Origin of the sequence: Gordonia sp. PvP123 (assembly GCF_040547295.1) — a bacterium.
Classification (GTDB): domain Bacteria; phylum Actinomycetota; class Actinomycetes; order Mycobacteriales; family Mycobacteriaceae; genus Gordonia; species Gordonia terrae.
Genome location: NZ_JBEPPN010000009.1, coordinates 209,139 through 234,130, shown reverse-complemented (window position 1 = coordinate 234,130; position 24,992 = coordinate 209,139). Strand labels below are relative to the sequence as shown.

The following is a 24,992-nucleotide window of genomic DNA, read 5'->3' as shown; positions in this document are numbered from 1 at the left end:
CGCAACATACATTACGTTCATACACTGTGTATAGCCCGTCGCGGCGCCATCCGCGACCGTCATCGGTGGAAGGTCGCGACCTCCGCGATCGACTGCCTGCTGGTGCGATACGCGTTGACCGGCGCGTCCCCGTCGGGGTAGCCGAACGAGATACCCACGACCACTTGCCGTTCGGACTTCAACCCGAGATACTCCCGGATCACCGGCGACTGCGTCGCCAGTGCCGCCTGCGGGACGGTCGCGATCCCGATCTCGTGGGCAGCCAGGATGAAGTTGCTGACGAACAAGCCACAGTCGACCGCTCCGTAGGGGCCCAGCGCAGCCTCGGTCGTCACGATCGCCACGTGCGGCGCTCCGAAGAAGTCGAAGTTGCGCAGCATCTGTCGGGCCGAACCGGCCCGATCGGACTTCTCGATGCCGAGGCTTGCATAGAGCTGCAGACCACTCTCGCGACGACGCTCCTGGTAGACGCCGTCATACGCGGCCGGGAACTCGATGTCGGGATTCTGCGCCGGCCCGTCCGCGATCGCGGCCCGCAAGGCGTCGCGCAGACCCTCGGCGGCACCCCCACTCAGCACGTCGACGTGCCACGGCTGCGTGTTGCACCACGAGGGAGTCAACCGGGCCACATCGAGTACTCGCTCGATCTCGGCCGGCGGCACCTCACGAGGGAGGAACTCGCGGCAACTCCACCGGGATTCCAGCAGCTCCCGCAAGGTCCGGGGCGGCAGCGATTCCGGAAGCGACGCCGCCGATGGTTTCGTCGATTCCTGGGACAGCGGTGACATCGATACTCCTCGGTCATTGGGGACGGGCCGACGTGGAACGCGGCTGGCCGCGAGCGCCTCGCGTCGGCATACAGGCGGCCAGACAATTAGTGTAGACATAGTGTTCAGTTGGGTCTACCCTGCGTTGTAACGACGATCACATGCGGTCGGCGTACCGATCACTCACCTAGGAGGCGCGATGACCATCACCGAGCCACACACGCAGCCGACGAGTTTCCGCGGCGATCTCGACGTTCCGCCGGGACTCCCGCGCGGAATCGATCTGGGACGGATTGCGAACAAGGACAAAGCGATCGCGATGTACGGTCGCGACCTGGTCGAGAAGCTGACCGACCACGCCCTGCTCGCCGACGACTACGCCTACGCGGCGATGCTCGACTTCAAGGACAAATCCAACAATTCGACGTGGCGCACCTTCGACCAGGCCCTCGATCACGGAATCGACGCGATCGACGACCCCAGCCCCGGACTGATCGCGCTGTTCGACCAGCTCGACCACATCCCCGACTGGGTCGATTTCGACCAGCTCTACCGCGGTGCGGTCGCTTTCTGGCGGGCCGGCCCGATCGTCCCGCCCGTCCTCGCCTGGGGCGCGATCGCCGGGGGCTTCTCCATGTACAGCGCGACCCGCCCGGTCCTGTTCAGCGGTCGGCTCCGCGAGCAGGACAAGGTGGGGACCCGGCTCATCGAGAGCTTCCGGTATGTGGTCGCCGCGTACACCCCCGGCGGGATGGCGCGTTTCGAGGAGGGCTTCCGTCTCACCGCGAAGGTCCGCATGATCCACGCCGCGGTTCGCCACAGTCTCGGGCGATCCGACCACTGGGACTGGGCGGGCTGGGGCATCCCCATCAACAACTTCGACAGCATGGTCACCCAGGCCGGCCAGTTCGGGGTGAAGTTCACCGATGCGGTCCAGTCCTCGGGAATTCGTTTCAGCGACCGTGAACTCGAGGACATCTTCGCCCTGAGCCGTTACGTGGGATATGTGATCGGCGTTCCCGAGGACATCCTGCACACGGATTACGAGGACGCTCGTCGCAAGACCGATCTGCACACGCTGGTCGAGCTGCCGCCGGACGAGCTCTGCCACGACGTCGTCCACTCGATCATCGAGTACAGCGTCGAGAATCCACCCGGCGACGTCGAAGTGCTACCGGGGCCGGTGGCCAAGTTCATGACGAACGAGCGTCGACTCAAGCTCGCCTATGGGTTGCTGCACTCGTGGATCCCACCGCACGTCATGGATGCTCTGGGCGTCGAGAAGACCGGGTGGCGGCACATCCTGCCGACGATCAGCCCGCTCGTCACCCTTGCCGATCGAGTCGGACGGGTGTTGCCACACGACGACGAGAAGGCCGCGTTCACCATGCTTCGCCAATTCAACGACGCGATCAAACTCCCCGACGGCGCGAACAAGGAGATGGCCGTGGCCAACCCCGACGAGGTCCACGCGGACATCGCCGCGAACAAGGGCGGCATGCCGGTGGTCGCGAAGAAGTGAGCGTCGAGTCGACAACCCCTCCCCTGGCGGGCACCCGGATCATCGAACTCGCCGGCATCGGGCCCGGCCCCTTCGCCGCGATGATGCTGGCGGACATGGGTGCCGAGGTCATCACCGTCGACCGACCCGGGGGCAACCCCTGGGCGGTCGGCGGTCACGGCATCCTGTTCCGCAGCCGGCGGCATGTCGCCGTGAATCTCAAGTCCGAGGCTGGTGCAGCAGTGGTTCGACGTCTGTGCGCCGATGCCGACGGTTTGATCGAGACGTTTCGCCCCGGTGTGGCCGAACGCCTGGGGGTCGGGCCGGCGGACTGCCGGCACCACAACCCGAATCTCGTCTACGGCCGCATGACCGGCTGGGGCCAGACCGGTCCGATGGCGTCGCTGCCCGGCCATGACATCAACTACATCGCACTCACCGGCGCCCTTCATCAGATCGGACGGAAGGGTGGGCCACCGGTTCCGCCCCTGAACCTCGTCGGCGACTTCGGGGGCGGCGGCACTTTTCTCGCGTTCGGGATACTGGCGGGCATCCTGTCCGCCCGCGCCGGCCACGGCGGCCGGGTCGTCGACGCGGCGATGATCGACGGCGCCTCGGCCCTGATGGCGATGTTCCATTCGTACCGGGCCGAGGGCGACTTCGTCGAGGAACGTGGCGCCAACCTGCTCGACACCGGCGCCTTCTTCTACGACGTCTACGAGACCCGCGACGGACAGTGGGTGAGCATCGGCGCCATCGAGAATCAGTTCTGGACGGAGCTCTGCGATGTCTTGGAACTGCCCGATGCGATGCGGCACGACCATCTCGATCCGAAGCGATGGGACGAGTACCGCATCATTCTCGAGAAGCGGGTCGCCGAATACGACCGGGCCGAACTCGACGCGCTGTTCGACGGCCGAAACACTTGCTACGCACCGGTTCTGAGGATGTCGGAGGCAGTGGAGCACCCGCACAATCGAGCCCGGAACACGTTCGTGACGGTCGACGACGTGGTGCAACCGGCTCCGGCCCCTCGCTTCGACGGCCATCCGCCCACGGCTCCCCGTCCGCGCCGCGCGCCGGGCGCCGACACTGTCGAGGTGCTCGGTGAGACCGGCTTCTCCCCGACCGAGATCGAGGCCCTGCTCGCCGATGGCGTGATCGACTCGACACCATGACCTCGGTGGTTGCCCGGTCGAGAGTTCTTCCCGGGCAACCACCGATTCACCATCACCTCAGCAAGACCCCCGGTTCACAGACCGAGTGAGCGGCCCACGATCTCGCGCATGATCTCGTTGGTGCCGCCATAGATCCGCTGCACCCGCGCGTCCCGCCATCTCCGCGCGACGTCGTACTCCTCCATATAGCCGTACCCGCCGTGCATCTGGAGGCAGGTGTCCAGTGCATTGAACTCCAGCTCGGTGGTCCAGAACTTCGCGCCGGCCGCCTCGGCTGCGGTGAGTTCCCCCGCGTTCTGCGCCTCGATGCACCGGTCCACGAACACCCGGGCGATTCCCACCTGCGTGGACAACTCGGCCAGGGTGAAGCGGTTCGCCTGGAAGCTCCCAATGGGTTGACCGAAGGCCTTGCGCTCCTTGCCGTAGGCGATGGCGGTCTCGACCGCGTACTCGGCCTGGGCGACCGCCACGACCGCCATCGACAACCGTTCCTGGGCAAGGTTGCCCATCATGTACCGAAGCCCCTTACCCGGTTCGCCGAGCACGTCGGATTCGGCGACGAGGACGTCTTCGAAGAACAACTCCGCGGTGTCCTGTGCCTTGCGCCCGATCTTCTGCAACTTGCGACCGCGCTGAAATCCGTCGTGGCCGGCGGACACGACGAACAGACCGAACCCGCCGCCGTCGTCCTCGGGGATCCGGGCCGCGACGATGATCAGGTCGGCCTGGATACCGCGAGTGATGAAGGTCTTGGAACCGTTGAGACACCAGCCACCGTCGACCCGGGTCGCAGTGGACTTGATCGCGCGCAGGTCCGAACCGGTACCCGGCTCGGACATGGCGATGGCGATCGCGGTCTCTCCGCTGACGATGCCGGGCAGCCAGCGGCCCTGCTGTTCCGGCGTCGCGATGTCCAGAAAGTACGGGAGCACGATGTCGTTCGTCAGCGAGAAGCCGTCGCCGACCGTTCCGGTGCGGACGACTTCCTCATTGATCACCGCGTTGAAGCGGAAGTCACGAAGTCCCCCGCCGCCGTACTGTTCCGGAGCCGCGAAGCCCACCAGCCCCTGAGCGGCGGCCGCGGTCCAGAAGTCTCGACCGACCTCGCCGGCCTCCTCCCACTCAGCGGTATGTGGAACTGCCTCTTTCATCAGAAAGGACCGGACGGTGTCTCGGAACTGGTCGTGCTCGGAGTCGAAAAGTGTTCTCTTCATGGTGTTGTGTTCTCGGCAACCCCTCAGCGGAAGAGGGACTTGCCGATGATCTCCTTCATGATCTCGTTGGCACCGCCGTAGATTCGCTGGACGCGGGCATCGACATAGGCCCTGGCGATCGGGTATTCGGCCATGAAGCCGTAGCCACCGAACATCTGCAGGCACTGGTCCACGACGCGGCCCTGGACCTCACTGGCGGCCAACTTGGCCATCGCGGCCCGGTCGGCCGTCAGTTCGCCACTGGTGTGCTGCCGCAGACAGTCGTCGACGAAGGCGCGGACCACCTCGGTCTGCACGTGCGCGTCTGCCAGGGTGAATCGGGTATTCTGGTTCGCCGACAACGGTTTTCCGAACGCGGTTCTGGTGGTGACGTAGTCCCGCGCCAACTCGACCGCGCGGGCCGCTGCCGCCGTGCTCGCCACCGCGATCGTCAGCCGCTCTTGCGGGAGGTTGGTGACGAGTGCACGGAAACCCCCACCTCGCTCGCCCAGCAGATTCTCCTTCGGGACGTGCGCGTCCTCGAAGAACAACTCGGCAGTGTCCTGCGCGTGCATGCCGATCTTCTCCAGATTGCGCCCCCGCGTGAAGCCCGGGGTGTCCCGTTCGACGACCAGCAGCGACAGGCCTCCGTGACGGTCACCGTCGCTCTCCGTCCGCGCGGCGACGATCACCAGATCGGCATTGATCCCATTGGATATGAACGTCTTCGAGCCGTTCAGCACAAAGTGTTCGCCCTCTTCTCTTGCCGTCGTGGTGATGCCCGCGAGATCGGAGCCCGTCCCCGGCTCGGTCATCGCGATGGCCGCGATGAGCTCACCCGACGCCAAGCCCGGCAGCCAGCGCCGCTTCTGCTCGTCGTCGGCATAACGCTCGAAATACGGGACACAGATGTCGTTGTGGAGGTTGACCCCGAACGACATCACCCCCGCGTCGGCGACCTCTTCGGCGATGACCGCATTGAACCGGAAATCAGCGGTGCCACCGCCGCCGAACTCCTCGTCGACCGACATCCCGAGGAATCCGTGCGAGCCGGCCTTCCGGAAGAGTTCGCGGGGTATCCGCCCCTCCCGTTCCCAAGTCTCATACCCCGGCACGACGTCGGTGTCGAGGAAACGGCGAAAGCTCTCCCGGAAGGCCTCGTGCTCGGGTTCGTACACGCCACGCGCCTGTGCACGTGGACGATTCGCGGTGACTGTCATCTGTCTGTCCTGTCTGTCGATCGATGTGAAAGAGGAGGCCGTGCACGCAGCCGTCGGCTCGAATGTGATTGACGCCACGTCTGAACACATTGTATGGTCTCGTGTATGCCAGAGTCCAGTTCCCCCCGTCTCGCCCCCGAGTGGAGCGGCGCTCCCGACGGTGCATTTCGGCCCGACGCCGACTTCACCGACGAGCAACTCGCGCTCGCACTCGAACACGCCAACCTCCCGATCCTGCTGGGCTCGTTGGCTCTACTGACCGGCGATGACCGCTGGATCGAGGAGCCGTACCTGCCCACCGCTCCTCCCGATCTCGGCGACCACGACACCGGAGGATTCGAACCCGAACTCGCCGAACGAATTCGGCGGGAGGCCGGGGCCACGCTCCGCGCGTGGCGCGACGGCGACCTCGACGTGGCGGACGCACCGGCCCCCGAGCGACTGTCACGGATCCTCTCGGTGATGCTGGCCGAGCCGCTTCCCGACGACTACGGGCAGCTCCTGGGCGAGGAGATGGGCCTGTACCGTCGCCATTCGGTACCGTGGTCCGCTCCGACAAATGGCTTCCGGGTCGCGATCATCGGTGCGGGGATCTCCGGACTGGCGATGGCGATCCGGCTGGAACAGGCCGGCATCGACTACGTCCTGATCGACAAGAACGACGACGTGGGCGGTACGTGGCACGAGAACGTCTATCCGGGTTGCGGTGTCGACACCCCGAGCTACCTGTACGCCCTGTCGTTCGACCCGAAACCGGACTGGTCGAGCTACTTCGCACCGCAGCATGAACTCGCCGAGTACTGGCGGACCCTGGCCGAGCGGCACGGCGTCCTCGCGAAGACCCGCTTCGCCACCGCGGTCGACCTCGCGGAATTCGACGCGCAGCGCTCGAGCTGGCAGCTCACCCTACGATCGGTACACAGCGGGCAGGTCGAGAGCCTGGACGCGAGCGTCGTCATCAGCGCCGTCGGACTACTGAACCAGCCGAGCATTCCCGACCTACCGGGACTGGCCGACTTCGACGGGCCGACACTCCATACGGCGCAGTGGGATCCCACCCTCGACCTCCGCGGCAAGCGCGTCGCCGTGATCGGCACCGGCGCCAGCGCGATGCAGTTCGTCCCGGCCGCCGCCGAGATCGCCGACGAGGTACGCGTCTTCCAGCGAACGCCGCAGTGGGCCATGCCCCATCCGCTGAAGGGTGCGGAGGTCGACGACTCAGCACATTGGCTCAACGAGCACATACCGTTCTATCTCGCCTGGTACCGCGCGCGGTTGTTCTGGCGGATGGGTGACAAGGTCTGGCGCCTCCTTCAGGTCGATCGCGACTACCCCCACCTCGGTCGCGCCATCAACAAGGGCAATGACCGGCTCCGGGCCATGCTCACCGCGTACATCGAGAGCGAACTGGCCGACCACCCAGAGCTTCTCGCCAAGAGCCTGCCCGACTATCCGCCGTACGGAAAGCGCCTGCTGATCGACGCGGGCTGGTTCCGCACGCTGCGTCGCGAGAACGTCGATCTGATCACCGACGGTGTCGCGAAGATCACCCCGTCCGGTGTCAGTACCACGGCTGGAACAGATTTCGACGCCGACGTCCTCGTCCTGGCCACGGGATTCCGTTCGGTGGACGTCCTCGGTTCGATCGAGGTCCGCGGTCGCGACGGCAAGACGCTCCGCGAGGTGTGGGGTGAGGACGACGGCCGAGCGCATCTGGGTATCACCGTGCCCGGATTCCCCAACTTCTTCTGCCTGTACGGCCCCAACACCAACACCGGCCATGGCGGAACGGTCATCGCCGGTACCGAGATGCAGATCCAGCATGTAACGGCGTTGCTGGCCACCATGATCGACGACGACCTCGACACGGTCGAGGTCCGTCCCGAGGCGTTCGAGGCCTACAACCGCGAGCTCGACGAAGCGTTGGAGGACACTGTCTGGCATTTCGGCGGTACCACCACGTACTACCGCAACGACCGAGGCCGGGTCGTCACCAACAGTCCGTGGCGATACGTCGACTACTGGCGCCGGGTCCATCAACCCGATCCCGACGACTTCATCACCACCCGAGCGCCCGAGACGGCAGCGGAGGATTCGACACCCGCCGGCGCCGAACAGCTCACTCACTGAGACCTCTCGACCTCCCGTCCCTCCGCACCGCAATCGAGGCAGAAACGATGACACAGGCTTCCCAGGCACCGTCCGCACCCGTTGCCGCACCCGGCATTTCGGCATCCACACTCGTCGGAGCGTTCCAGGCGACCGCCGCCGACCGACTCGACTCGAAAGCCCTGATCGCTTTCGGCGAAGACCGCTCCTACACATGGGGCGACTACCGCGACGCGGTCGAGGAGGTCGCGGCCGGACTGGCCGATCTCGGCGTCGAGCGCGGGGACACCGTCGCGATCATGCTGGCGAACAGTCCCGAGTTCCACATCGTCGACATGGCGGTGCTGCACCTCGGCGCCACCCCGTTCTCCATCTACCTCACCTCGGCGCCGGAGCAGATCAGCTTCCTGTTCGAGAACGCGGGCAACGCTGTCGTCGTCGCCGAACCGGCCTTCCTCGATGTCCTGAACCGCACCGCGGCTCCGGCACTCAAGCACATCGTGGTGAACGGACCCCTCGATGATTCGCGAACATACGGCAACGGGCCGGCGACGATCAGCACCCTCACCGAACTACGTGGGCGACGCCCGGCGGACTTCGACTTCGACAAGAGCTGGCGTTCGGTGGAGGCCTCGGACCTCGCGACGCTGATCTACACCTCGGGTACCACCGGCGACCCCAAGGGCGTCGAGTTGACCCACGCGAACCTCATGTTCGTGATGTACACCTGCAATCTTCGTTTCCCGTTCGACGTCGACGGCGCCGCGATCAGCTACCTGCCGACGGCGCATGCCGCCGACCGGGTCTTCTCGCACTATCTCGCAACTGTCACGGGGTGGCCCATCACGACGGTCCGCGACGCAACCACGGTCTTCGGCGCGGTGGCACACGCACACCCGACCTGGTTCCTGGGCGTTCCGCGAATCTGGGAGAAACTTCGCGCCGCTCTGCTCGCCCGGTTCTCGGCACTGCCGGACGAGCAACGGGTCCCCACGCTCGCAGCGCTAGACGCGGCCACCACGAAGGTGCAGACCGAGCAGCGTCGAGAAGAAGTACCGGCCGATCTCACGGCGAAGGTCGCGACCGCCGAAGAGAACATCTTCGCCGGCCTACGGGCCCAATTGGGCCTCGATCGGGTCGCCCTGCTCATGACGGGCGCCGCGCCCATCGCCCCCGCCGTGCATGAATTCTTCCTCGCAATCGGCACGCCGCTGCAGGAAGGCTTCGGGATGTCGGAGACCGGGGCGCTCGGTTTCACCAACATTCCCACCGACATCCGCGTGGGCAAGGTCGGTCTCGCACAACCCGGCACCGAGCTCAAGCTCGCCGATGACGGCGAACTACTGCTGCGCGGCCCGCACGTCATGCGCGGCTACCGCAAGGCCCCCGAGAAGACAGCCGAGGCGATCGATGAGTTCGGCTGGCTGCACACCGGCGACATCGCGCAGATCGACGACGAGGGATGGGTGACCATCGTCGACCGCAAGAAGGAGCTCATCATCAATGCCGCCGGCAAGAACATGTCGCCGGTCAACATCGAAGGCAAGCTGAAGAGCTCGTCACCGCTGATCGGCCAGGCGTGTGTCGTCGGCGACCGTCGTCCCTACAACGTCGCGCTGATCGTGCTCGATCCCGATGCCGCACGCACCTTCGCCGCCGAGCACGGACTCGCCGAGAGCACCCCGTCGTCGCTGATCCAGGAGACTTCGCTACAGGCCGAGATCGCTGAGGCGGTAGAACGCGCCAATTCCCAGCTGTCCCGGGTCGAGCAGATCAAACGGTATCGACTCCTGGCCGACGAATGGCTCCCGGATTCCGAAGAGCTCACCCCGACGATGAAGCTCAAGCGGCGCGGGGTGGCCACCAAGTACGCAGAGGTCATCGAGGACATCTACTCGTCACCAGCCCGCTGATCACAGCGGATCAACTCCGGAGCAACCCATGGAAATCCGCGTGGAAGCGCACACGGTCCGCGTCCGTGAACGATCGGATCTGCGAGACCTCGAAGTCCGCAGCGCGGTGAACGAGATCGAGACCTCCGAACGTCTGCGACAGCGGGGCATCGGCTATGTCGACGGCGATGCTGCCTACATCAACACATTGTGGTTGCAATCGTTGAACGACGACCGACGATGGCGCGACGAAGTCCGTGAGTTGCTGGCGTTCGCAGAGTGCCATGGGTGGTTCGACGGTGTCTATCTGCGAGCCCGATTCACCGTGTCCGGTGCACCGCGGGTCCGGCCGGGATCCCCCGTCAGGGCGGCACGGTGACCGGTTCACCACCGCCGTTCGCGTCACGTCCTCGTTCGTCATGAGCACCGATCGCGTTGAATCCGACATCGACGAGAAAACGTTGCTCGTCACCCCTCCGAAGTCGCAGGCCGCAGGAGTGGAGGCCGTCCTGGTCTCCCTGCGGCGCGGCATCGAGCAGATGGGGCTTGCGCGCACAGCCCGTACCCTGGTGAAACTCAACCAGCGCAACGGATTCGATTGTCCCGGCTGCGCATGGCCGGAGACTCCCGGGCGCCGCAAGCATGCCGAGTTCCGCCAGAACGGGGCCAAAGCGGTCGCCGAGGAAGCAAGGCTGATCCTGCAGACCATGCGCAGTCACGACCAGTACAACACCATCATCTACGGACTCGACGATCGCTACCGCGGCATCACGAACGGCCGCCGCGTACTACTGATCAACGAAAACGATATCGTTGCTCTCGGTTACACCGACGGCGACATCGTCGACCTCGTCTCCGAATGGCCCCGTGCCGATGGAACGACCCACCAGCGCCGGGCACCGAACTTCCGACTGATCGCCTACCCGAACCCGGTCGGAAACGTCGCCGCCTACTACCCCGAGACCAACCCCCTCATCCCCCTCGACCATGTCGCCGACAAATCCAATGCGCCGGTGTCCAAGGCGGTCACCATTCGCCTGGAGCCCGCCAGGTCGTAGACCGGGCGGGTTCCGACCGACTGCGGGTCAGAGTTCCATAAGCAGAGCACGCATCGGGCATTCGTCCACTGCTTCCGCTATCGCAACCCGGTACCGCGCAAGGTCCGTCGGATCGGCAACCAGGTGCGCTTTTCCGTCGTCGCCGACTTCGAAGACCTCGGGAGCCGCAGATTCGCACGCCCCCAGCCCGTAACAGGCCGTTCGATCGATGGTGATCTTCATGATCCGTCCTCCGGTCATTCCGTGCGGCCGGGGTGCGCGGGCGGCACGGCCCGCGCATCCCGTGCCACTAACTCGCCACGCGCGCAGACGCCTTCGGCACCTTGCCCTTGTTCGCGGCGATGTCCTTGGTCAGCGTGTCCGGGTTCGCGACCTCTTCGGACTTGCCACCCTCCGGCGTTGCGATCGCGGAATTGAACTGCCGCAACGTCTTGAAAGCCTTGGCCTCGTCGTCGTGCGGCAGTTTACGTGCCACGCGATCAAAGGCGCTGACCAGTGGCCGAATGGTCGGCAGCGCGAAACGCCACGGGGTGCGTTCGACGTCGAGCATCTCGCTCACGTAGTCCGGCTGCCAGTTTCGGATCAGTGCCCACGCGAGATGGCGTCGCCGCTCGGTGGTCATGAAGGCGGCAACCGGTCCCGGAAGCAGTTCGACATCACCCGGCGGCTTCTCGGTGCTGTACTCGATGATCGTCTTGACCACATCGCGACAGAGGTCGTCGGCCGGCAATTCGATGAGCTTGTGGAAGTTGACCTTCATCCGGGCGTCGTCGGGGTTCGTGTGGAGCACCTCTTCCGGAACGCCGATCACCCAGCCCACGTACCGGCAGAGCGCGAAGATGTCCTCTTCCTCGCGGTCGCTGATGCTGATCCCCGACGCACGGACGCCGTCGACGAACTGCGTACCGAACTGTCCCGCTTGGGTGTTCATCGAATCGAGGTTGCTGATGGGCAGACCCCAGCTCGGCCAGTCCCAATGCGGGGAATGACTGAGCGTGTGTCGCACCGCGGCATGGATCATGCGGACCTTCGCAGTGAGACGGAAGCCGTCCTGATCGCGGCGCATGCCGCCGGGGGTGTGCGCCGCAACGACGTATCGGAAGCTCTCGGTGAGCCGCCCGCCCACGGCCGACTCGTCCTTGAGGCGACCACTGAACAACACCGGCCGTGTCGAGCTGTACATCGAGAAGCCCGCTCCGATGGACGAATACGTCAGCACCATGCCGGCAACCGAGCCCACTCGCCAGTATGCGACGGCACCCCGGTACAGCTGGTCGAAGTCCACCCAGTCCGGAATGTGGTCGAGCTGTTCGAACAGTCCGACGAGTCCGTCGGAGGGATCGTCGAGCGAATCGATCCCGTGACCGAGGGCCTGCTCGAACATCTTCCAGGACGCGTTCTTCGACTTGTCCTTGAAGTCCAGGAACGCTCGGTAGGCATGATCGTCGCCGAGGAGAGCGTGGTCGGTCATGCGCTCCACGTAGTCGCGTCCGTACCTCATGATTGCTTCGCGCCGATTGTTGATCCGGCCGAGATCGATACCACGAGGCAACCCCTCGGGAACGTCGAGCGAACCTTCCCTCGTCTGCGGAATCAGTTGAGCGGTCACGAGTCTTCTCCTTGTCGTCGGTGAATCGGGCTGCCGACTCCTCCGGGCTGCCGCGTCGGTTGTGATGGTCGGCTGCCAGCGACGGTATTTGTGCTCCACAACACAGTCAACGTGTCCGAACATACTGTATGGTCGGTTGTACAGAATCGATGAGGAGTTCCATGACGCAGAATTCGCCCTACCAGTTGTTCGACGTCGCCGGTGCCCGGATCTTGATCACCGGTGGGACCAGCGGGATCGGAGTGATGATCGCCGAAGGTTTCGCCGCAGCCGGTGCCGACGTCGTCCTGTCGTCACGCAAACAGGCCGGAGTCGACGCCGCGGTGGAGCGGTTGTCGACCTCCGGGCGCGTCACCGGAATCGTCGGCGATGTCTCGACCCCGGAGTCGGCACGAACCCTGGCTGCCGAGGTCCTCGCACGCGGCGAGCGACTCGACGTGGTGGTGAACAATGCCGGTGTGACGTGGGGTGCCCCCCTTGAAGAATTCCCGGATGCCGGGTGGGACAAGGTGATGCACACCAACCTCGAAGGCGTTTTCCACCTCACCGTCGCCTTGCTACCCGGACTGCGTGCTGCCGCACGTGAGGCCGGACGCGCCTCGGTCATCAACATCGGTTCGACCGACGGCATCAACGTGCCGGAGATGGACAGTTTCAGCTATGGGGCGAGCAAGGCCGGACTCCACCATTTGACAAGGCATCTCGCGAAGAAGCTCGCATCTGAATCGATCACCGTGAACGCCATCGCGCCGGGTCCGTTCGAGAGCCGGATGATGCGGTTCGTGACAGAGAATCCCGACGCACTCGAGCGGGTCGTCGGCGGGATCCCACTGGGGCGTCTCGGAGAACCTGACGACATTGCCGCGCTGAGCATCTTCCTCGCCAGTGCTGCCGGAAAGTACATGACCGGGAACGTGATCCCCCTCGACGGGGGCATAGTCGGCTGTGGCGGTTCGGCGAAGCTGGGCTGAGCGGTGCGGGTCGCTCGCGGGTCGGCGCACCGTCGTCGAGAGCCGCGGCCCTCCGACGCCACCGTTGCCGCCTTCTTCGCTGCAACGGAGGAGCTGTTGGTGCACAAGTCGTTCGAAGAAGTCACCATCGCCGACATCATCTCGGGCACGCGGCATTCCCGATCCGCCTTCTATCATCACTTCGCCGGGAAGTTCGACGTCCTGGTCGCCCTCGCCGATGTGGTGCTGGCCGAGTCCTACGGGGGGCCGCAACTCTGGGATACGACACCGGGGCGCGACAGGTCGTACGGAATGCAGGCGAGCATCACACCAACCCTCGAGATGTGGTCGTCACACGGCGGAGTGATCGGCGCGGTCGTCGAGCACATGCACTCGAACCCCGACATCGAGGCCGTGTGGCGTCCGACATTCGACCGATTCGTCGCAGGAGTCGCCGAACAGATCCGTCACGAGCGCGACTCCGGTCGTGCTCCGGACGGCGCGCGCCCGGAGATGATCGCGACCGTACTCGTATGCGGCATCGAACGCGTGATGTATGTCTGCACACGGGAACTCGATCCGCATCTCCCCGCCCTGGCGTCCGCGGTCGGCGCGGTGGACTGGCTCACACGGTCCGTCCTGCGGCCGGTACCGAATTCGGTACCGGCACCGTCCGCCGGAACACTGTCATCAGCGACACAAGCCCGTCCGCACGGCGACGGGCCCGGCGGCGCACACACACAGATCGAGCACTCCGGGGTCGATCCGAGATCCGATACGACGTCGACGGCCATCCTGGACTCGCTCCGCGACCTACTACTCGATCTCCCACTGGACAAGGTGAGCGTCGCCCGAATCGTTCGGCGCGCCGGTGTGTCTCGGTCGACGTTCTACTTCTACTTCGACAACAAGAACGCGGTGTTCGCCGAGCTCTACCGTGAGGTCGCAGCGTCGACCGTCCACCGACTCCAGTCGCTCGACACCATCGACCGGGCCGACCGGGCCGCCGTCGGCACAGTGTTGCGGGAGTGGCTCCGGATCGACGCGCGGACCACCTCGGTGATGAGGAGCGCCCTACTCGAATGGCCCCGACGGCCCGAGCTCCGCGAAGTCTACCGGGCCGGCATCGCTCAGATGGCGGACTACCTCGGGCGCGTCATCACCGCCGATCGGCGCTCGGGGATCGCCATCCCCGGTCCGCCGCCGGGAGAACTCTCCGCCGTGGTCCTGTGGACAATCGAGAGATCGATCGCCGGCGCGCTGGCCGGAGACGACAATCTGACCGACTTGCACGAGGTCACCCACTTCCTCACGGAGTTGTTGACCACCGCCATATACGGAAGTCCCTGAAAGCCAGAAAGGCTCATCATGCGCGCAGTTGTCATTCCCCGTTTCGGTACGCCGGACGTGTTGGAGGTCCGCAACGTCGAGGTACGTCCAGCCGGCGAGGGCGAGGTGCGGATCGCGGTTGCGGCCACCGCGGTCAACCCGACCGACATCGCCACGCGCAGTGGGCTCGTGGCCGCCGCCTACCGGGATTTCGACCCGCCCTACATCGCGGGCATGGACGCGGCAGGTGTGATCGAGTCGGTGGGCCCCGGCTCGGCATCGGACCGCTTCGCGGTGGGCGACGAGGTCATGTCGATCGTGATGCCTCGCCGACCCGAAGGAGGCGCGCACGCCGAGCTCATCGTCGTGCCCACTGCTGCGGTCGTACCCAAACCGTCCACACTGTCGATCGAGCAGGCAGCGATGCTGCCCATGAACGGGTTGACCGCTCTGGAAGCCCTGAGCGTCCTGGACCTGAGACCTGGTGCCACGCTGGCGATCACCGGTGGATCGGGGTTTCTCGCCGCGTTCGTGATGACCCTCGCCCGGCGCAGGGGGATCCACGTCATCGCCGATGGTCGACCCGACGAGTGGGACACGATCCGGAAACACGGTGCCGCGGAGGTCGTGGCGCGTGGACCGGGTGTCGAGGAACGTATCCGTTCGGCCGCGGGTGGCGGCGTCGATGCCGTTCTCGACACCGCACTGATCGGTTCCTCGCTGTACCCCTGCATCGTCGACGGTGGAGTACTCGCCTGCGTGCGGACATTCGACGGCGTCCCACCGGAGCGCGGAATCCTCGTCCGCGAGGTATGGGTGCGCGAACGCCTGCTGGACACCGACGGTCTCACCGAGCTGGCCACCCTTGCCGATGAGGGGTTGTTCGACTTCCTGATCGCCACAGGTAGATTCGCGCCGGAGCAGGCCGCCGACGCGCACCGGATGATCGAGGCGGGCGGAGTACGGGGGCGTCCGCTCATCCTCTTCTGACGAGCGGACGCCTCCGCGCCGATGACCGCTCCCTGTGCTACATCGGGGACGAGGTGAATCCTCCGTCGAGGACGTAGGTGTGACCGGTGACCCAGTCGCCCGCGTCCTCGGCCAGGTGGGTCACCGCACGGGCCACATCATCGGGCCGGCCCAGTCGACCCTGGTGCTGGGTGAAGAACTCGTGCGCATCGACGCCACCCGACGCGGCCTGGAACGCCTCCATCAGGTTGTCCGACAGCGCTGTCTCGACGAATGCCGGTGCTACACAGTTGACCCGGATGTTCGCGGGTCGCAGTTCCACTGCCGCGGTCCGGGTGAGATTGATGACAGCCGCCTTTGTGGCGGCGTAACCGCCGATCATCGGCATCCCGTTGGTGCCTGCCGACGATGCGGTGTTGACGATGGCGCCACCGCCCCGGGCGGTCAAATGCGGTACAGCCGCCTTGATTCCGTGGAAGACGCCCTTCAGGTTGACCGCGATCATGCGATCGAAGTCGTCCGCGGACAATTCGGTCACCGGAGCCAGGATCGCGATCCCGGCGTTGTTCACCAGCACGTCCAGGCCGCCGAACTCGTCGACGGCCCTACCCACGGCCGATTCGACCTGGTCCTGGTCGGTGACGTCGACCGCGACCCCGATCGCCGACCCACCGATATCCGCCGCCACCCGATCGGCGGCTCCGCCATCGAGGTCGGCCACCACCACATGCGCGCCTTGTGCGGCGAAGCGGCGGGCAACGGCAGCCCCGATCCCGCCGCCGGCTCCGGTCACGACCACCGATTTGTTCTCGAACGTTGACATATCCACCTTCTCCTAGTCCGACCATCTCGACCGTACACACTGTCCGAACGACATGTACAGGTTCTGGGCTGAAGAAGGCCACCGCCCCGTGTCGACCGCTGGGTCTTCGAATTCGCCTGAGCGGCAGCGTCATTCGACCTCCGGCAAACACCCGGTGACACCTGTTCGCGTCAGACCGCCTCGGTGGATCGAGCGCTTGGGGTCAGAACCCTGAACGCCGTCCACGGCCGCGGGCAGAACCCCAGGAAGTCGAACTTCGTCTTATCGCCGTGTGGTCTGGCGGGCGGATCCGCAACACTGACAGGGGCGGGGCCCCGGTCGACATGCCAGCATCCCGGACAACCGACAGATCAGGGTTGCCCAGGGCGCAGTACGACGAACAACCCGGTGGCCTCGGCGACCACGGTTCCGTCAGCGCGGAGACTCCCGGTGACGTAGATCTTGCGGCCCTCCGCCCGGTCGACGCATGCGGTGAACTCGAGCTCCGTGTCGACCGGCGTGATGTGGCGGTAGTCGACGTGCAGGTTCGCGGTGCGACACCGCGGGCGTTCGGCTCCGGCGAGCCGGCCGAAGATCTCGTCGAAGACGAGCGGAATCACCCCGCCGTGCGCCGCGCCGTTTCGACCGAGATGGAAGCGACCGAGGCGAAGCGTGCCCTCGACGCGATCGGTCGTCTGCTTCCGGTAGCTCAGAACCGGCACCAAGGCCTGCGATCTGCCGGGAGAGTCCATCTGCGTACCCGCCAGCTGATGCGCCTCGTCGACGGCGAAGTCATCGAGCCGACACGCGACGGAGCGCAGTTCGGCGGCCATCGCCAACGAGACCGCCTCCGTCGGCCGGGCAGCTGCCACCGAATTCTGCAACCGACGAACGCTGTCGATCAAGCGATCGAAGGCCTCCGCAGTGGCGGGATCCGATGTCGTCAGCGGCTCCCAGTCCCCGGCCTCCTCGCCATACCCGGGTTCAATCACCTGGCCGTCCAACGGCATCCGCGCTCATGCCAGGAGCATACCGATCGGGTCGTGGTCTTCGAGGGCGGCGCCGTAGCGGTGGGCCATCGCCTCGACCACCTCCGACGGCTGCATCACGGTCGGAACACACATCCACGCGAACCCGTGCAGGGTGTGCAGCCGGTATTCGTACCAGGCGTCTTCGTCGTCGAGATGCGGACCGCCATGACCGGCGAGCGCGTCGATGTAGTGTCGCAGCAACTCTCGCTCTCGACTCCGTCGGTCTTCGATGGTCAGCGCCGACCCGAGGAAGTACGACACGTCATGAGCCCACGGCGCGAGGCATGCCGTCTGCCAGTCGAGGAAGGCCGGCGCACTTCCCGGTACGCGATACAACTGAGCGAAGTGCGCATCACCGTGATTGATCGTGTGGGTGGCGGCGTCGTCGTGTTCCCACAGCTTCGCGAAACCCGCGCGCACCCGGGCATCGTCCCGAAGCCCAGCCGACAGATCCGGAACCTCGGAACGCTCGATCAGCGGATGGAACACCTCGGGACTCAGCATCACCGTGAACGCATCACGAGCGGCCTTGGCACCCACCGGGAGCCAGGTGCGCTCGCCCCTGCCACTCCCCCACAGCGCCGCGTGCCACTTCGCCTGGACTTCCAGCGTCGTCGCGATGTCATCGACCGACCACAGATCGGTCGCCTGGCCGAACTCGGCGCCTCGTGCCGTCAGGTCCTCCATGATGATGACGCCTTGATCGCGCTCGGTGGCCGAGTAGTAACTCGCCGGCACCTCCGCAGCGAACCCCGGTGCCAGATCACGGTAGAAGTGGCCCTCGAGCTCGTAGGCCGGCCCCAAGCCGAACGCACGACTCCGTTCGTCGAAACCTCCCTTGATGCACAGCTGGGCAGGGATGTCCCGGTCATTCACTGAATAGGTCAACGTGGCGAATACTTTGGTCGCCGATCCCCAGATGATTCGAGTGGTGTCGACCGCTTCGACGACGACCTGTCCTTCCTTGGTCGTCAATGCGGCGCCGACCCACTCCGGGGTCAACTCACCGACCGAGAACGGAAGTGTGGTCGTACGGGGTTCTGCCTGAGTCATGCAGGAACCATACATAGTGTATGGATGTGGTGTCAATCACAGATTGCCAGGTAATCTCCGCTGGTCACTGCGACGATACGGACACCCGATCCGGGAACTCCGGTGCACGCTTGTCGAGAAAGGCCTGCACGCCTTCCTGCACATCCGCCGAGAGGCCGCGCCGGTAGAGGACCTCCGATTCGGCGCGGTGGGCCTCTTCGGGGCCCGATGCGCCGAGCGCTCCCCAGAGCAGCGATCGGGTGAGGGCCACCGAGACCGGCGCCGTCCCCGCGACCATCTCGTTCGCGACACTCAGCGCCCGTTCCAGGACCTGTTCCGCCGGAACCACTTCGCGCACCAGGCCGCGATCGAGCGCCTCGGTCACCGGGACCATCCGCCCGCCCAGCGTCCACTCCGCGGCCGTCGAGATGCCCACCACCCGCGGGAGAAACCAGGTCGAACACGCTTCGGGGACCAATCCGCGCCGGGTGAAGACGAACCCGAACTTCGCGGTGTCCGAGGCGATCCGGACGTCTGCGGGAAGTGTCATGGTCACGCCCACGCCCGCGGCGGGCCCGTTGATCGCGGCGATGACGGGTTTCTTCGACCGGTAGATACGGAGAGCCACCTGACCGCCCGCGTCCGGCGGTGCCGAGCCATCGGCCCCCGGGTCGTCCGGGAGGAAGGTGTCTCCCCCGCTCTCGAGGTCGGCCCCCGCGCAGAAGGCCCGACCGGTACCGGTCAACACGACCGCACGGACGTCGTCGTCGGCGTCGCAGGCATCGAACGCCTCGATGATGCCCACCCGGATGTCCTCGGTGAACGCATTGAGTCGCTCCGGACGGTTCAACCGCACGATCGCGACAGCGCCGACCCGCTCGAGTACGACCTCCTGTGACACAACAGCTCCCGCGCTCATCGACCCGCCCATTCCGGTGCACGCTTCTCGGCGAAAGCCCGCGGCCCTTCCTTCGCATCGTCACTGGTGAACACGGTGCGGATCGCCGAGGCGTTGATCTTCCACGAGGCGTCGTCCCATCCGCGCTGCGCTTTCGCCGTCTCATGCATGACCCGCTTGCTCTCGGACACCGCGAGCGGCGCGTTGGCGGCGATCTCGGCAGCGAGCTCCAGCGCGACGGCGAGGGCGGTTCCCGCCGGCGCCACCGTGTTCACCAGACCCAGCTCGTATGCGCGGGCGGCCGACACGGGTCGACCGGTCAGCGCGATCTCGGCGGCCACCTTCTGCGGGACCTGCCGATGAATACGCAGAAGCCCCCCGGCGCCGGCGATGAGTCCCCGCCTGACCTCGGGTAGACCCACCGACGCATCCTCGTCGATCACCGCGAGATCGGCGGACAGCATGATCTCGGTCCCACCGCCCAGCGCGAAGCCGTTCACAGCCGCGATGACCGGCTTGGGAACGTAGTGCCGCACGATCCCGGCGAAGTCCCATTCCCGATGGGCCGGGTCATCGATCCGGCGCCCCGCCGCGATCTCCTTCAGATCGGCACCGGCACAGAAGGCGCGACCGGCCCCGGTGATCACGATGACACGGACCGACGGGTCCTGCGCCGCCTCCTCGAGCGCCGCGCCCGCGGCCGTCGACAGAGCGGAGTTCACGGCGTTCAGAGCGTCGGGACGGTTGAGCGTGATGATCGCGATGTGATCGCGCACCTCGTAGCGGACGACGGACTCTGTCGCCGAGTCGCTGTCGGAAGTCATGGGTTCTCCTGTGGTCGTGATCCGGACGGGTCGAGATGGATACATCCCGGGCCTACCGCCGGCTTCCGCACTAAATCTTATGTGATTAGATAAAATCTGACAATCGCGGTGTCCCCGTTCTCGGGTTCCGCAGCGGACGAGAGGAGAAGACGTGGGCGCACGCGCAGCCGACGGGGCCACCACCGGCCTTCTGGACCTGTTCCGAGTGGACGGTCGGGTCGCGATCGTGACGGGGGCGGGATCGGGACTCGGAGCGGGGTTCGCACGTGCGCTGGCCGAGTCGGGTGCAGACATCGTACTGTCCGGCCGACGCCCGGATCCGCTGCGACGAACCGCGGACACCGTACGCGCGCTCGGTCGACGCGCACTCGAGATCCCGTCGGACGTCACCGATCCCGAACAGTGTGACGCGGTCGTCGGCGCTGCGATCGACGAGTTCGGTCGTGTCGACATCCTGATCAACAATGCCGGGCTCACCCACACGGCCCCAGCCACCCGGGAGCTTCCGGAGGACTTTCGCGCGGTTCTCGACGTCAACCTCCTCGGGAGCTACTGGATGGCACGGTCCTGTGCACGGGTGATGCGACCCGGTTCCAGCATCGTCAACGTGGGGAGCATGCTCGGACTCGTCAAATCTGCGCTGCCGCAAGCCGCTTATGCCTCGAGCAAGGCCGGCGTCCTCGGCCTGACACGCGACCTGTCCCACCAGTGGTCGGGGCGCAAGGGAATTCGGGTGAATGCGATCGCACCGGGCTTCGTCGAGACCGACATGATCGCGGAGATGTCCGACGAGGCCCGCACCGATTTCCTGCAGGGCTGTTCGCTCGGACGCATGGGCACGCAACGTGAGATCGACGCCGCCGTGCTGTTTCTCGCCAGCCCGGCGGCGTCCTACATCACCGGGTCGACCCTCGCCGTCGACGGCGGGACGTCCGGACACTGACGCCCCCCACATCACCACCCCGGCAACGCCGGGCACTCCCCCCTATCAGCCCCCGCACCACAGGAGAACCCAATGCAGACAGATCTCTTCGACGCCGACCACGAGTTGTTCCGGGACTCGGTCCGGGCCTTCGTCAACAAACACGTCGTCCCCAAGATGGAGAAGTGGGACGCTGATCGCCTCATCGACCGCGAGACCTGGCGCGCGGCAGGCGCACAGGGAATCCTCGGCCTGTCGGTGCCGCTGGAGTACGGCGGCCCCGGTGAGACCGACTACTGCTTCCGCGTCGCCATCCAGACCGAGATCGCGAGGGTCGGCGCCTCCGCACTGCAGTCCGGCTTCTCCACCAACGACGACATCGTGCTGAACTACCTACTCCGTCACGCCGACGACGAACAGAAGAAGCGCTGGGTGCCGGGTTTCGTCACCGGCGACACCATCGGCGCGATCGCGATGACCGAACCGGCGGCCGGCAGCGATCTCCGCGCGATCACCACCACCGCGCGGCGCGAGGGCACCGACTGGGTGATCAACGGCTCGAAGACCTTCATCACCAGCGGCATCCTCGCCGATCTCGTGATCGTCTTCGCCAAGACCGACGCGGATGCCGGATCGCGCGGCTTCAGTCTCTTCGTCGTCGAGGACGGGACCCCGGGATTCACGCGTGGCCGCAAGCTGGACAAGGTCGGGCTCCATGCACAGGACACCGCCGAGTTGTCCTTCGACGAGGTGCGGGTGCCCGCCACCAGCCTCCTCGGCGAGGAAGGCGCCGGTTTCGCCTACCTGATGCAGAGCCTGCCCCTGGAGCGGCTCGGGATCGGCATCGCCGCGCAGGTGTCGGCGGAGGCGGTCTTCGACTGGACCCTCACCTATGTCAAGGAGCGCAAGGCATTCGGCAAACCCGTCGGCGAGTTCCAGGGACTCGGGTTCACTCTCGCCGAACTGCGTACCGCGATCGAGGTCTCCCGGGCGTACATCGACCGATGCGTCCGTGAGTACAACAAGGGGACGCTGACCGCGGTCGATGCCGCGAAGGCCAAACTGTGGGCCACCGATCTGCAGGACAAGGTCATCGATGCGGGTGTGCAGCTCCACGGCGGGTACGGCTACATGATGGAGTACCCGGTGGCCAAGGCCTTCATCGACGCGCGTATCCAGCGGATCTACGGCGGCACCAACGAGATCATGAAGGAGATCATCCACCGCGATCTGATCCGCGACTAGGCGCTTGTCGCCGGACCGGTCACCATCCGTGTCCGGCGACAAGCCCACGCGTTCAGCGTTGTTGTTGAGCCGCCGCGGGCACGACGGTCGGCATGAACGCCGGAAGCACGAAGTTGTGCAACATCTCCCGGTGTTGCGGATCGTCGGGTCGATCGAAATCCAGCCGGCCGACCAGGATGAACTGGACCAGTGCGATCCACTCGGCGATCTTCTCCTTGTCGAGATCCCGCCGGATCTCGCCTCGGTCCATCGCGCGTTCGATGATCGGGTCCCACATCTCCGCGGTCAACCGCGCCGCGAGACCCGAACTGCCGACCAGTGATTCGGCCAGCTGCATGTGCTCCGGACTCACCAGGATCCGGATCAGCGGATCACGGCGACCTCGCTCGACCAGAAAGATCAACCCCTCCACGAGCTGATCGGCGAACGTCTCGTGCTCGAGAAGGTACTTCCGGGCCTTGTCGAACAGCAGGCGGGATCGCCGCTCGATCAAGGCCGACATGAGGGCGTCGCGGTCCTTGAAGTACCGGTAGACCGTCGGACGCGAGACCCCCGCTTCCTTACCGATGTCGTCCATCGTCGTCTTCGCGACGCCGTACCGTTGGAACACGCGCTCCGCGGCGACCATGATCTGCTTGCGGGCCTCGTCCACATCCTCGCTGAGGACGTTGCCCGTCTTCCTGCGCGCCATGTCCACCTCCTGAGGGCAATGATACAAGATACAGATCTCGTTCTGTGTCCAGCCATCTGCAAAAGCAGGACGGACGCGAATCCTACGGACTGCGATCCGCGATGAACAGACAGCAGACGAGGCCACGCCCGGGAGGGCGATGGCCTCGTCTGCTGGAGCCTGGTCAGCGGATGCGATCGAACCTGGTGTCGACGTCCTTGTACTCGTCGCGGATGACGGTCTTGGCGATCTTGCCACTGGGCAGCCGAGGCAGCGGGTCCTGGCGGATGACGACGTAGCGCGGAACCTTGAAATCGGCCAGCACCTGCTTGCAGTGCTCGACGATGGTCGTCGCGTCCATGTCCTGCGACACGGTCACGATCGCGGCCGGCGTCTCACCGAACCTGTCGTCGTGCGCGGCGATCACCGCGACCTCCTCGACCCCGTCGATGGCACCGATCGCGATCTCCAGCTCCACCGGCGAGATGTTGATTCCGCCGGAGATGATCAGATCCTTGAGCCGGTCCACGAACTTGACCCGGCCCTCCTCGTCGGCGACGCCCAGATCGCCGCTGTGCAACCATCCGCCACGGATGGCCTGCGCGGTGGTCTCGGCATCGTTCCAATAGCCCGGGGTCACGCCCGGCCCGCGGACCACGAGCTCGCCCTCTTCTCCGGGCGCGGCAGGCTCGTCATCGGAATTGAAGACCTTGACCTCGGTGAAGATGGATCCGGTGCCACAGCGGTCCGGGAACTCCAAGGCCTCCTCGCGGATGGTCGCAGTGGCCACGCCCCCGGCTTCGGTCATGCCGTAGATCTGGCGCAGCAGGACACCCTTGTCCCCCCACCGCTTGAGGAGCTGCGCCGGCACGGCCGCCCCACCGACGATGGCGGTCTTCACAGACGACAGGTCGGCCTCGGCGAACTCCGGCGCCCGAGAAATGGCCTCGAAGATGAGTGGGACACCGAAAATGGCCTGGACCGAGTGCTTTTCGAGAAGCGTGACGGCATTCGAGGGATTGAGCTCGGGTTCCACCACCAAGGTCCCGCCCAGAACCGTGGTGATGAGCAGCCCGTACACCAGGCCGGGAGTGAAGGCGAGCGGCAGCACGAGCAGTGTGGTCGTCCCGGGCCGGAAGCCCTCCTCGGTGAGGGTGTTCTCCAAGACGATCGACATCAGCGTCCGGTTGGTCAGGACGACCCCCTTGGACAGACCCGTCGACCCGCTGGTGAACAGGATCGTCGTCGGCTCATCGGGTTCGAGATCCACGCGGTAGTCGTCGATTCCACCATCCCGCAGGTCCACGAGCTCCGTGTACGAGACGATTGCGAACGGCCGCCCCACCGCTGCGGTGTCCTCGGCGAGTTGCTCGAAGCCGGGAGCGACGATGACGACGTCGATTCCCGCTTCGTCGGCGATCTTGCGCAGTTCCGCGGGACGATAGCGACTGTTCAACGGCACCAGCACACCACCGGCCTTGAGCACCCCGAGAGCGGCCGCAGGCCACTCGAGTGAGTTGGGGCCGAGGAGCCCGACCCGGTTCCCGGGCGCGACACCCCTGGTCTCGACGAGAAGCCGGGCGATACGGCTGCTCCAGTCACGCAACGCGCGGTATGAGATCTGCGAACCGGAGAACACCACGGCGGTGGTGTCGCCCTTGGTCCGGGCCCACCAGTCGAGTGCTTTGCCGATGGTTGCGGTCATGTTCGTACTTTCTTCTCTGTGGCAACTGACTTCGATGCGGCACGGCGGATCCCGAACCCGCCCAACACATATAGGATAAATCGGACAG

The 24,992-nt window shown here is 65.7% G+C and carries 22 protein-coding genes and 1 pseudogene; 11 read left to right on the top strand and 12 right to left on the bottom strand.

The window, feature by feature from the left end:
• Nucleotides 1-59: 59 nt before the first annotated feature.
• A complete protein-coding gene (locus ABIC25_RS18965; protein WP_354562682.1) occupies nt 60-788 on the bottom strand; it encodes a nitroreductase in 729 nt (242 codons plus the stop codon).
• Between the two features lie 178 nt (nt 789-966).
• Here ABIC25_RS18965 and ABIC25_RS18960 point away from each other — a divergent pair, with 178 nt between their 5' ends.
• Together ABIC25_RS18960 and ABIC25_RS18955 are read left to right on the top strand one after the other, a co-directional pair.
• On the top strand, nt 967-2,289 hold the full coding sequence (locus tag ABIC25_RS18960; protein ID WP_004019435.1) for an oxygenase MpaB family protein: 1,323 nt from the start codon (nt 967-969) through the stop codon (nt 2,287-2,289).
• On the top strand, nt 2,286-3,446 hold the full coding sequence (locus tag ABIC25_RS18955; protein WP_064570013.1) for a CaiB/BaiF CoA transferase family protein: 1,161 nt from the start codon (nt 2,286-2,288) through the stop codon (nt 3,444-3,446). Before ABIC25_RS18960 ends, ABIC25_RS18955 begins: the two co-directional genes overlap by 4 nt.
• 74 nt (nt 3,447-3,520) lie before the next feature.
• Here ABIC25_RS18955 and ABIC25_RS18950 read toward each other — a convergent pair whose 3' ends face one another.
• On the bottom strand, nt 3,521-4,660 hold the full coding sequence (locus ABIC25_RS18950; RefSeq protein WP_239399485.1) for an acyl-CoA dehydrogenase family protein: 1,140 nt from the start codon (nt 4,658-4,660) through the stop codon (nt 3,521-3,523).
• A 23-nt stretch (nt 4,661-4,683) separates the two neighbouring features.
• Nucleotides 4,684-5,859, bottom strand: coding sequence for an acyl-CoA dehydrogenase family protein (locus tag ABIC25_RS18945; RefSeq protein WP_004019438.1), 1,176 nt, complete (start codon nt 5,857-5,859; stop codon nt 4,684-4,686).
• 105 nt (nt 5,860-5,964) lie between these two features.
• Here ABIC25_RS18945 and ABIC25_RS18940 point away from each other — a divergent pair, with 105 nt between their 5' ends.
• From ABIC25_RS18940 to ABIC25_RS18925, 4 genes and pseudogenes are all read left to right on the top strand, one after another.
• On the top strand, nt 5,965-7,989 hold the full coding sequence (locus ABIC25_RS18940) for a flavin-containing monooxygenase (protein ID WP_354562680.1): 2,025 nt from the start codon (nt 5,965-5,967) through the stop codon (nt 7,987-7,989).
• A gap of 47 nt (nt 7,990-8,036) precedes the next feature.
• A complete protein-coding gene (locus tag ABIC25_RS18935; RefSeq protein WP_354562678.1) occupies nt 8,037-9,881 on the top strand; it encodes an AMP-dependent synthetase/ligase in 1,845 nt (614 codons plus the stop codon).
• Nucleotides 9,882-9,909: 28 nt separating this feature from the next.
• On the top strand, nt 9,910-10,239 hold the full coding sequence (locus ABIC25_RS18930) for a hypothetical protein (RefSeq protein ID WP_239399489.1): 330 nt from the start codon (nt 9,910-9,912) through the stop codon (nt 10,237-10,239).
• A 304-nt stretch (nt 10,240-10,543) separates the two neighbouring features.
• A pseudogene (locus tag ABIC25_RS18925) lies at nt 10,544-10,918 on the top strand (molybdopterin dinucleotide binding domain-containing protein); the annotation flags it as partial.
• A gap of 27 nt (nt 10,919-10,945) precedes the next feature.
• Here ABIC25_RS18925 and ABIC25_RS18920 read toward each other — a convergent pair.
• Both ABIC25_RS18920 and ABIC25_RS18915 read right to left on the bottom strand, forming a co-directional pair.
• The gene (locus tag ABIC25_RS18920; protein ID WP_004019446.1) at nt 10,946-11,140 is read right to left on the bottom strand and encodes a ferredoxin; all 195 of its coding nucleotides are present in this window, start codon (nt 11,138-11,140) and stop codon (nt 10,946-10,948) included.
• A 67-nt stretch (nt 11,141-11,207) separates the two neighbouring features.
• Entirely contained in the window at nt 11,208-12,527 is a 1,320-nt protein-coding gene (locus tag ABIC25_RS18915; protein ID WP_354562677.1) for an oxygenase MpaB family protein, read from the bottom strand.
• Between the two features lie 161 nt (nt 12,528-12,688).
• Here ABIC25_RS18915 and ABIC25_RS18910 point away from each other — a divergent pair, with 161 nt between their 5' ends.
• From ABIC25_RS18910 to ABIC25_RS18900, 3 genes are all read left to right on the top strand, one after another.
• Nucleotides 12,689-13,498, top strand: coding sequence for an SDR family oxidoreductase (locus ABIC25_RS18910; protein ID WP_354562675.1), 810 nt, complete (start codon nt 12,689-12,691; stop codon nt 13,496-13,498).
• 99 nt (nt 13,499-13,597) lie between these two features.
• The gene (locus ABIC25_RS18905; RefSeq protein WP_239399495.1) at nt 13,598-14,827 is read left to right on the top strand and encodes a TetR/AcrR family transcriptional regulator; all 1,230 of its coding nucleotides are present in this window, start codon (nt 13,598-13,600) and stop codon (nt 14,825-14,827) included.
• A gap of 18 nt (nt 14,828-14,845) precedes the next feature.
• Nucleotides 14,846-15,796, top strand: a complete 951-nt coding sequence (locus ABIC25_RS18900) for an NADP-dependent oxidoreductase (RefSeq protein WP_004019450.1) — start codon at nt 14,846-14,848, stop codon at nt 15,794-15,796.
• Between the two features lie 37 nt (nt 15,797-15,833).
• On the opposite strand, the gene ABIC25_RS18895 is transcribed toward ABIC25_RS18900, so the two are convergent.
• From ABIC25_RS18895 to ABIC25_RS18875, 5 genes are all read right to left on the bottom strand, one after another.
• Nucleotides 15,834-16,598: an SDR family NAD(P)-dependent oxidoreductase gene (locus ABIC25_RS18895; protein ID WP_354562673.1), complete on the bottom strand. Its 765-nt coding sequence runs from the start codon at nt 16,596-16,598 to the stop codon at nt 15,834-15,836.
• Nucleotides 16,599-16,948: 350 nt separating this feature from the next.
• Complete coding sequence (locus ABIC25_RS18890; RefSeq protein WP_354562671.1) at nt 16,949-17,587, bottom strand: PaaI family thioesterase; 639 nt, start codon at nt 17,585-17,587, stop codon at nt 16,949-16,951.
• Between the two features lie 6 nt (nt 17,588-17,593).
• Complete coding sequence (locus ABIC25_RS18885; RefSeq protein WP_354562669.1) at nt 17,594-18,661, bottom strand: oxidoreductase family protein; 1,068 nt, start codon at nt 18,659-18,661, stop codon at nt 17,594-17,596.
• A gap of 64 nt (nt 18,662-18,725) precedes the next feature.
• Nucleotides 18,726-19,559 (bottom strand): enoyl-CoA hydratase-related protein, encoded by an 834-nt coding sequence (locus ABIC25_RS18880; protein WP_354562667.1) that lies wholly within the window; start codon nt 19,557-19,559, stop codon nt 18,726-18,728.
• Nucleotides 19,556-20,362: a crotonase/enoyl-CoA hydratase family protein gene (locus tag ABIC25_RS18875; RefSeq protein ID WP_354562665.1), complete on the bottom strand. Its 807-nt coding sequence runs from the start codon at nt 20,360-20,362 to the stop codon at nt 19,556-19,558. The genes ABIC25_RS18880 and ABIC25_RS18875 overlap by 4 nt, the downstream gene beginning before the upstream one ends.
• A gap of 151 nt (nt 20,363-20,513) precedes the next feature.
• On the opposite strand from ABIC25_RS18875, the gene ABIC25_RS18870 reads away from it, so the two are divergent.
• Both ABIC25_RS18870 and ABIC25_RS18865 read left to right on the top strand, forming a co-directional pair.
• Nucleotides 20,514-21,305: an SDR family NAD(P)-dependent oxidoreductase gene (locus tag ABIC25_RS18870; RefSeq protein ID WP_239399507.1), complete on the top strand. Its 792-nt coding sequence runs from the start codon at nt 20,514-20,516 to the stop codon at nt 21,303-21,305.
• Between the two features lie 72 nt (nt 21,306-21,377).
• The gene (locus ABIC25_RS18865; RefSeq protein ID WP_004019457.1) at nt 21,378-22,529 is read left to right on the top strand and encodes an acyl-CoA dehydrogenase family protein; all 1,152 of its coding nucleotides are present in this window, start codon (nt 21,378-21,380) and stop codon (nt 22,527-22,529) included.
• A 52-nt stretch (nt 22,530-22,581) separates the two neighbouring features.
• Here the strand turns inward: ABIC25_RS18865 and ABIC25_RS18860 are convergent, their stop codons facing one another.
• Nucleotides 22,582-23,220, bottom strand: coding sequence for a TetR/AcrR family transcriptional regulator (locus tag ABIC25_RS18860; RefSeq protein WP_004019458.1), 639 nt, complete (start codon nt 23,218-23,220; stop codon nt 22,582-22,584).
• A gap of 163 nt (nt 23,221-23,383) precedes the next feature.
• The gene (locus ABIC25_RS18855; protein WP_239399511.1) at nt 23,384-24,904 is read right to left on the bottom strand and encodes a class I adenylate-forming enzyme family protein; all 1,521 of its coding nucleotides are present in this window, start codon (nt 24,902-24,904) and stop codon (nt 23,384-23,386) included.
• Between the last annotated feature and the right edge of the window lie 88 nt (nt 24,905-24,992).

Bases quoted from the DNA above. Each gene is read 5' to 3' on its own strand.
- ABIC25_RS18965 (WP_354562682.1), bottom strand. From the start codon at position 788: ATGTCACCGCTGTCCCAGGAATCGACGAAACCATCGGCGGCGTCGCTT.
- ABIC25_RS18960 (WP_004019435.1), top strand. From the start codon at position 967: ATGACCATCACCGAGCCACACACGCAGCCGACGAGTTTCCGCGGCGAT.
- ABIC25_RS18950 (WP_239399485.1), bottom strand. From the start codon at position 4,660: ATGAAGAGAACACTTTTCGACTCCGAGCACGACCAGTTCCGAGACACC.
- ABIC25_RS18945 (WP_004019438.1), bottom strand. From the start codon at position 5,859: ATGACAGTCACCGCGAATCGTCCACGTGCACAGGCGCGTGGCGTGTAC.
- ABIC25_RS18940 (WP_354562680.1), top strand. From the start codon at position 5,965: ATGCCAGAGTCCAGTTCCCCCCGTCTCGCCCCCGAGTGGAGCGGCGCT.
- ABIC25_RS18935 (WP_354562678.1), top strand. From the start codon at position 8,037: ATGACACAGGCTTCCCAGGCACCGTCCGCACCCGTTGCCGCACCCGGC.
- ABIC25_RS18930 (WP_239399489.1), top strand. From the start codon at position 9,910: ATGGAAATCCGCGTGGAAGCGCACACGGTCCGCGTCCGTGAACGATCG.
- ABIC25_RS18920 (WP_004019446.1), bottom strand. From the start codon at position 11,140: ATGAAGATCACCATCGATCGAACGGCCTGTTACGGGCTGGGGGCGTGC.
- ABIC25_RS18910 (WP_354562675.1), top strand. From the start codon at position 12,689: ATGACGCAGAATTCGCCCTACCAGTTGTTCGACGTCGCCGGTGCCCGG.
- ABIC25_RS18900 (WP_004019450.1), top strand. From the start codon at position 14,846: ATGCGCGCAGTTGTCATTCCCCGTTTCGGTACGCCGGACGTGTTGGAG.
- ABIC25_RS18895 (WP_354562673.1), bottom strand. From the start codon at position 16,598: ATGTCAACGTTCGAGAACAAATCGGTGGTCGTGACCGGAGCCGGCGGC.
- ABIC25_RS18890 (WP_354562671.1), bottom strand. From the start codon at position 17,587: ATGCCGTTGGACGGCCAGGTGATTGAACCCGGGTATGGCGAGGAGGCC.
- ABIC25_RS18885 (WP_354562669.1), bottom strand. From the start codon at position 18,661: ATGACTCAGGCAGAACCCCGTACGACCACACTTCCGTTCTCGGTCGGT.
- ABIC25_RS18880 (WP_354562667.1), bottom strand. From the start codon at position 19,559: ATGAGCGCGGGAGCTGTTGTGTCACAGGAGGTCGTACTCGAGCGGGTC.
- ABIC25_RS18875 (WP_354562665.1), bottom strand. From the start codon at position 20,362: ATGACTTCCGACAGCGACTCGGCGACAGAGTCCGTCGTCCGCTACGAG.
- ABIC25_RS18865 (WP_004019457.1), top strand. From the start codon at position 21,378: ATGCAGACAGATCTCTTCGACGCCGACCACGAGTTGTTCCGGGACTCG.
- ABIC25_RS18860 (WP_004019458.1), bottom strand. From the start codon at position 23,220: ATGGCGCGCAGGAAGACGGGCAACGTCCTCAGCGAGGATGTGGACGAG.
- ABIC25_RS18855 (WP_239399511.1), bottom strand. From the start codon at position 24,904: ATGACCGCAACCATCGGCAAAGCACTCGACTGGTGGGCCCGGACCAAG.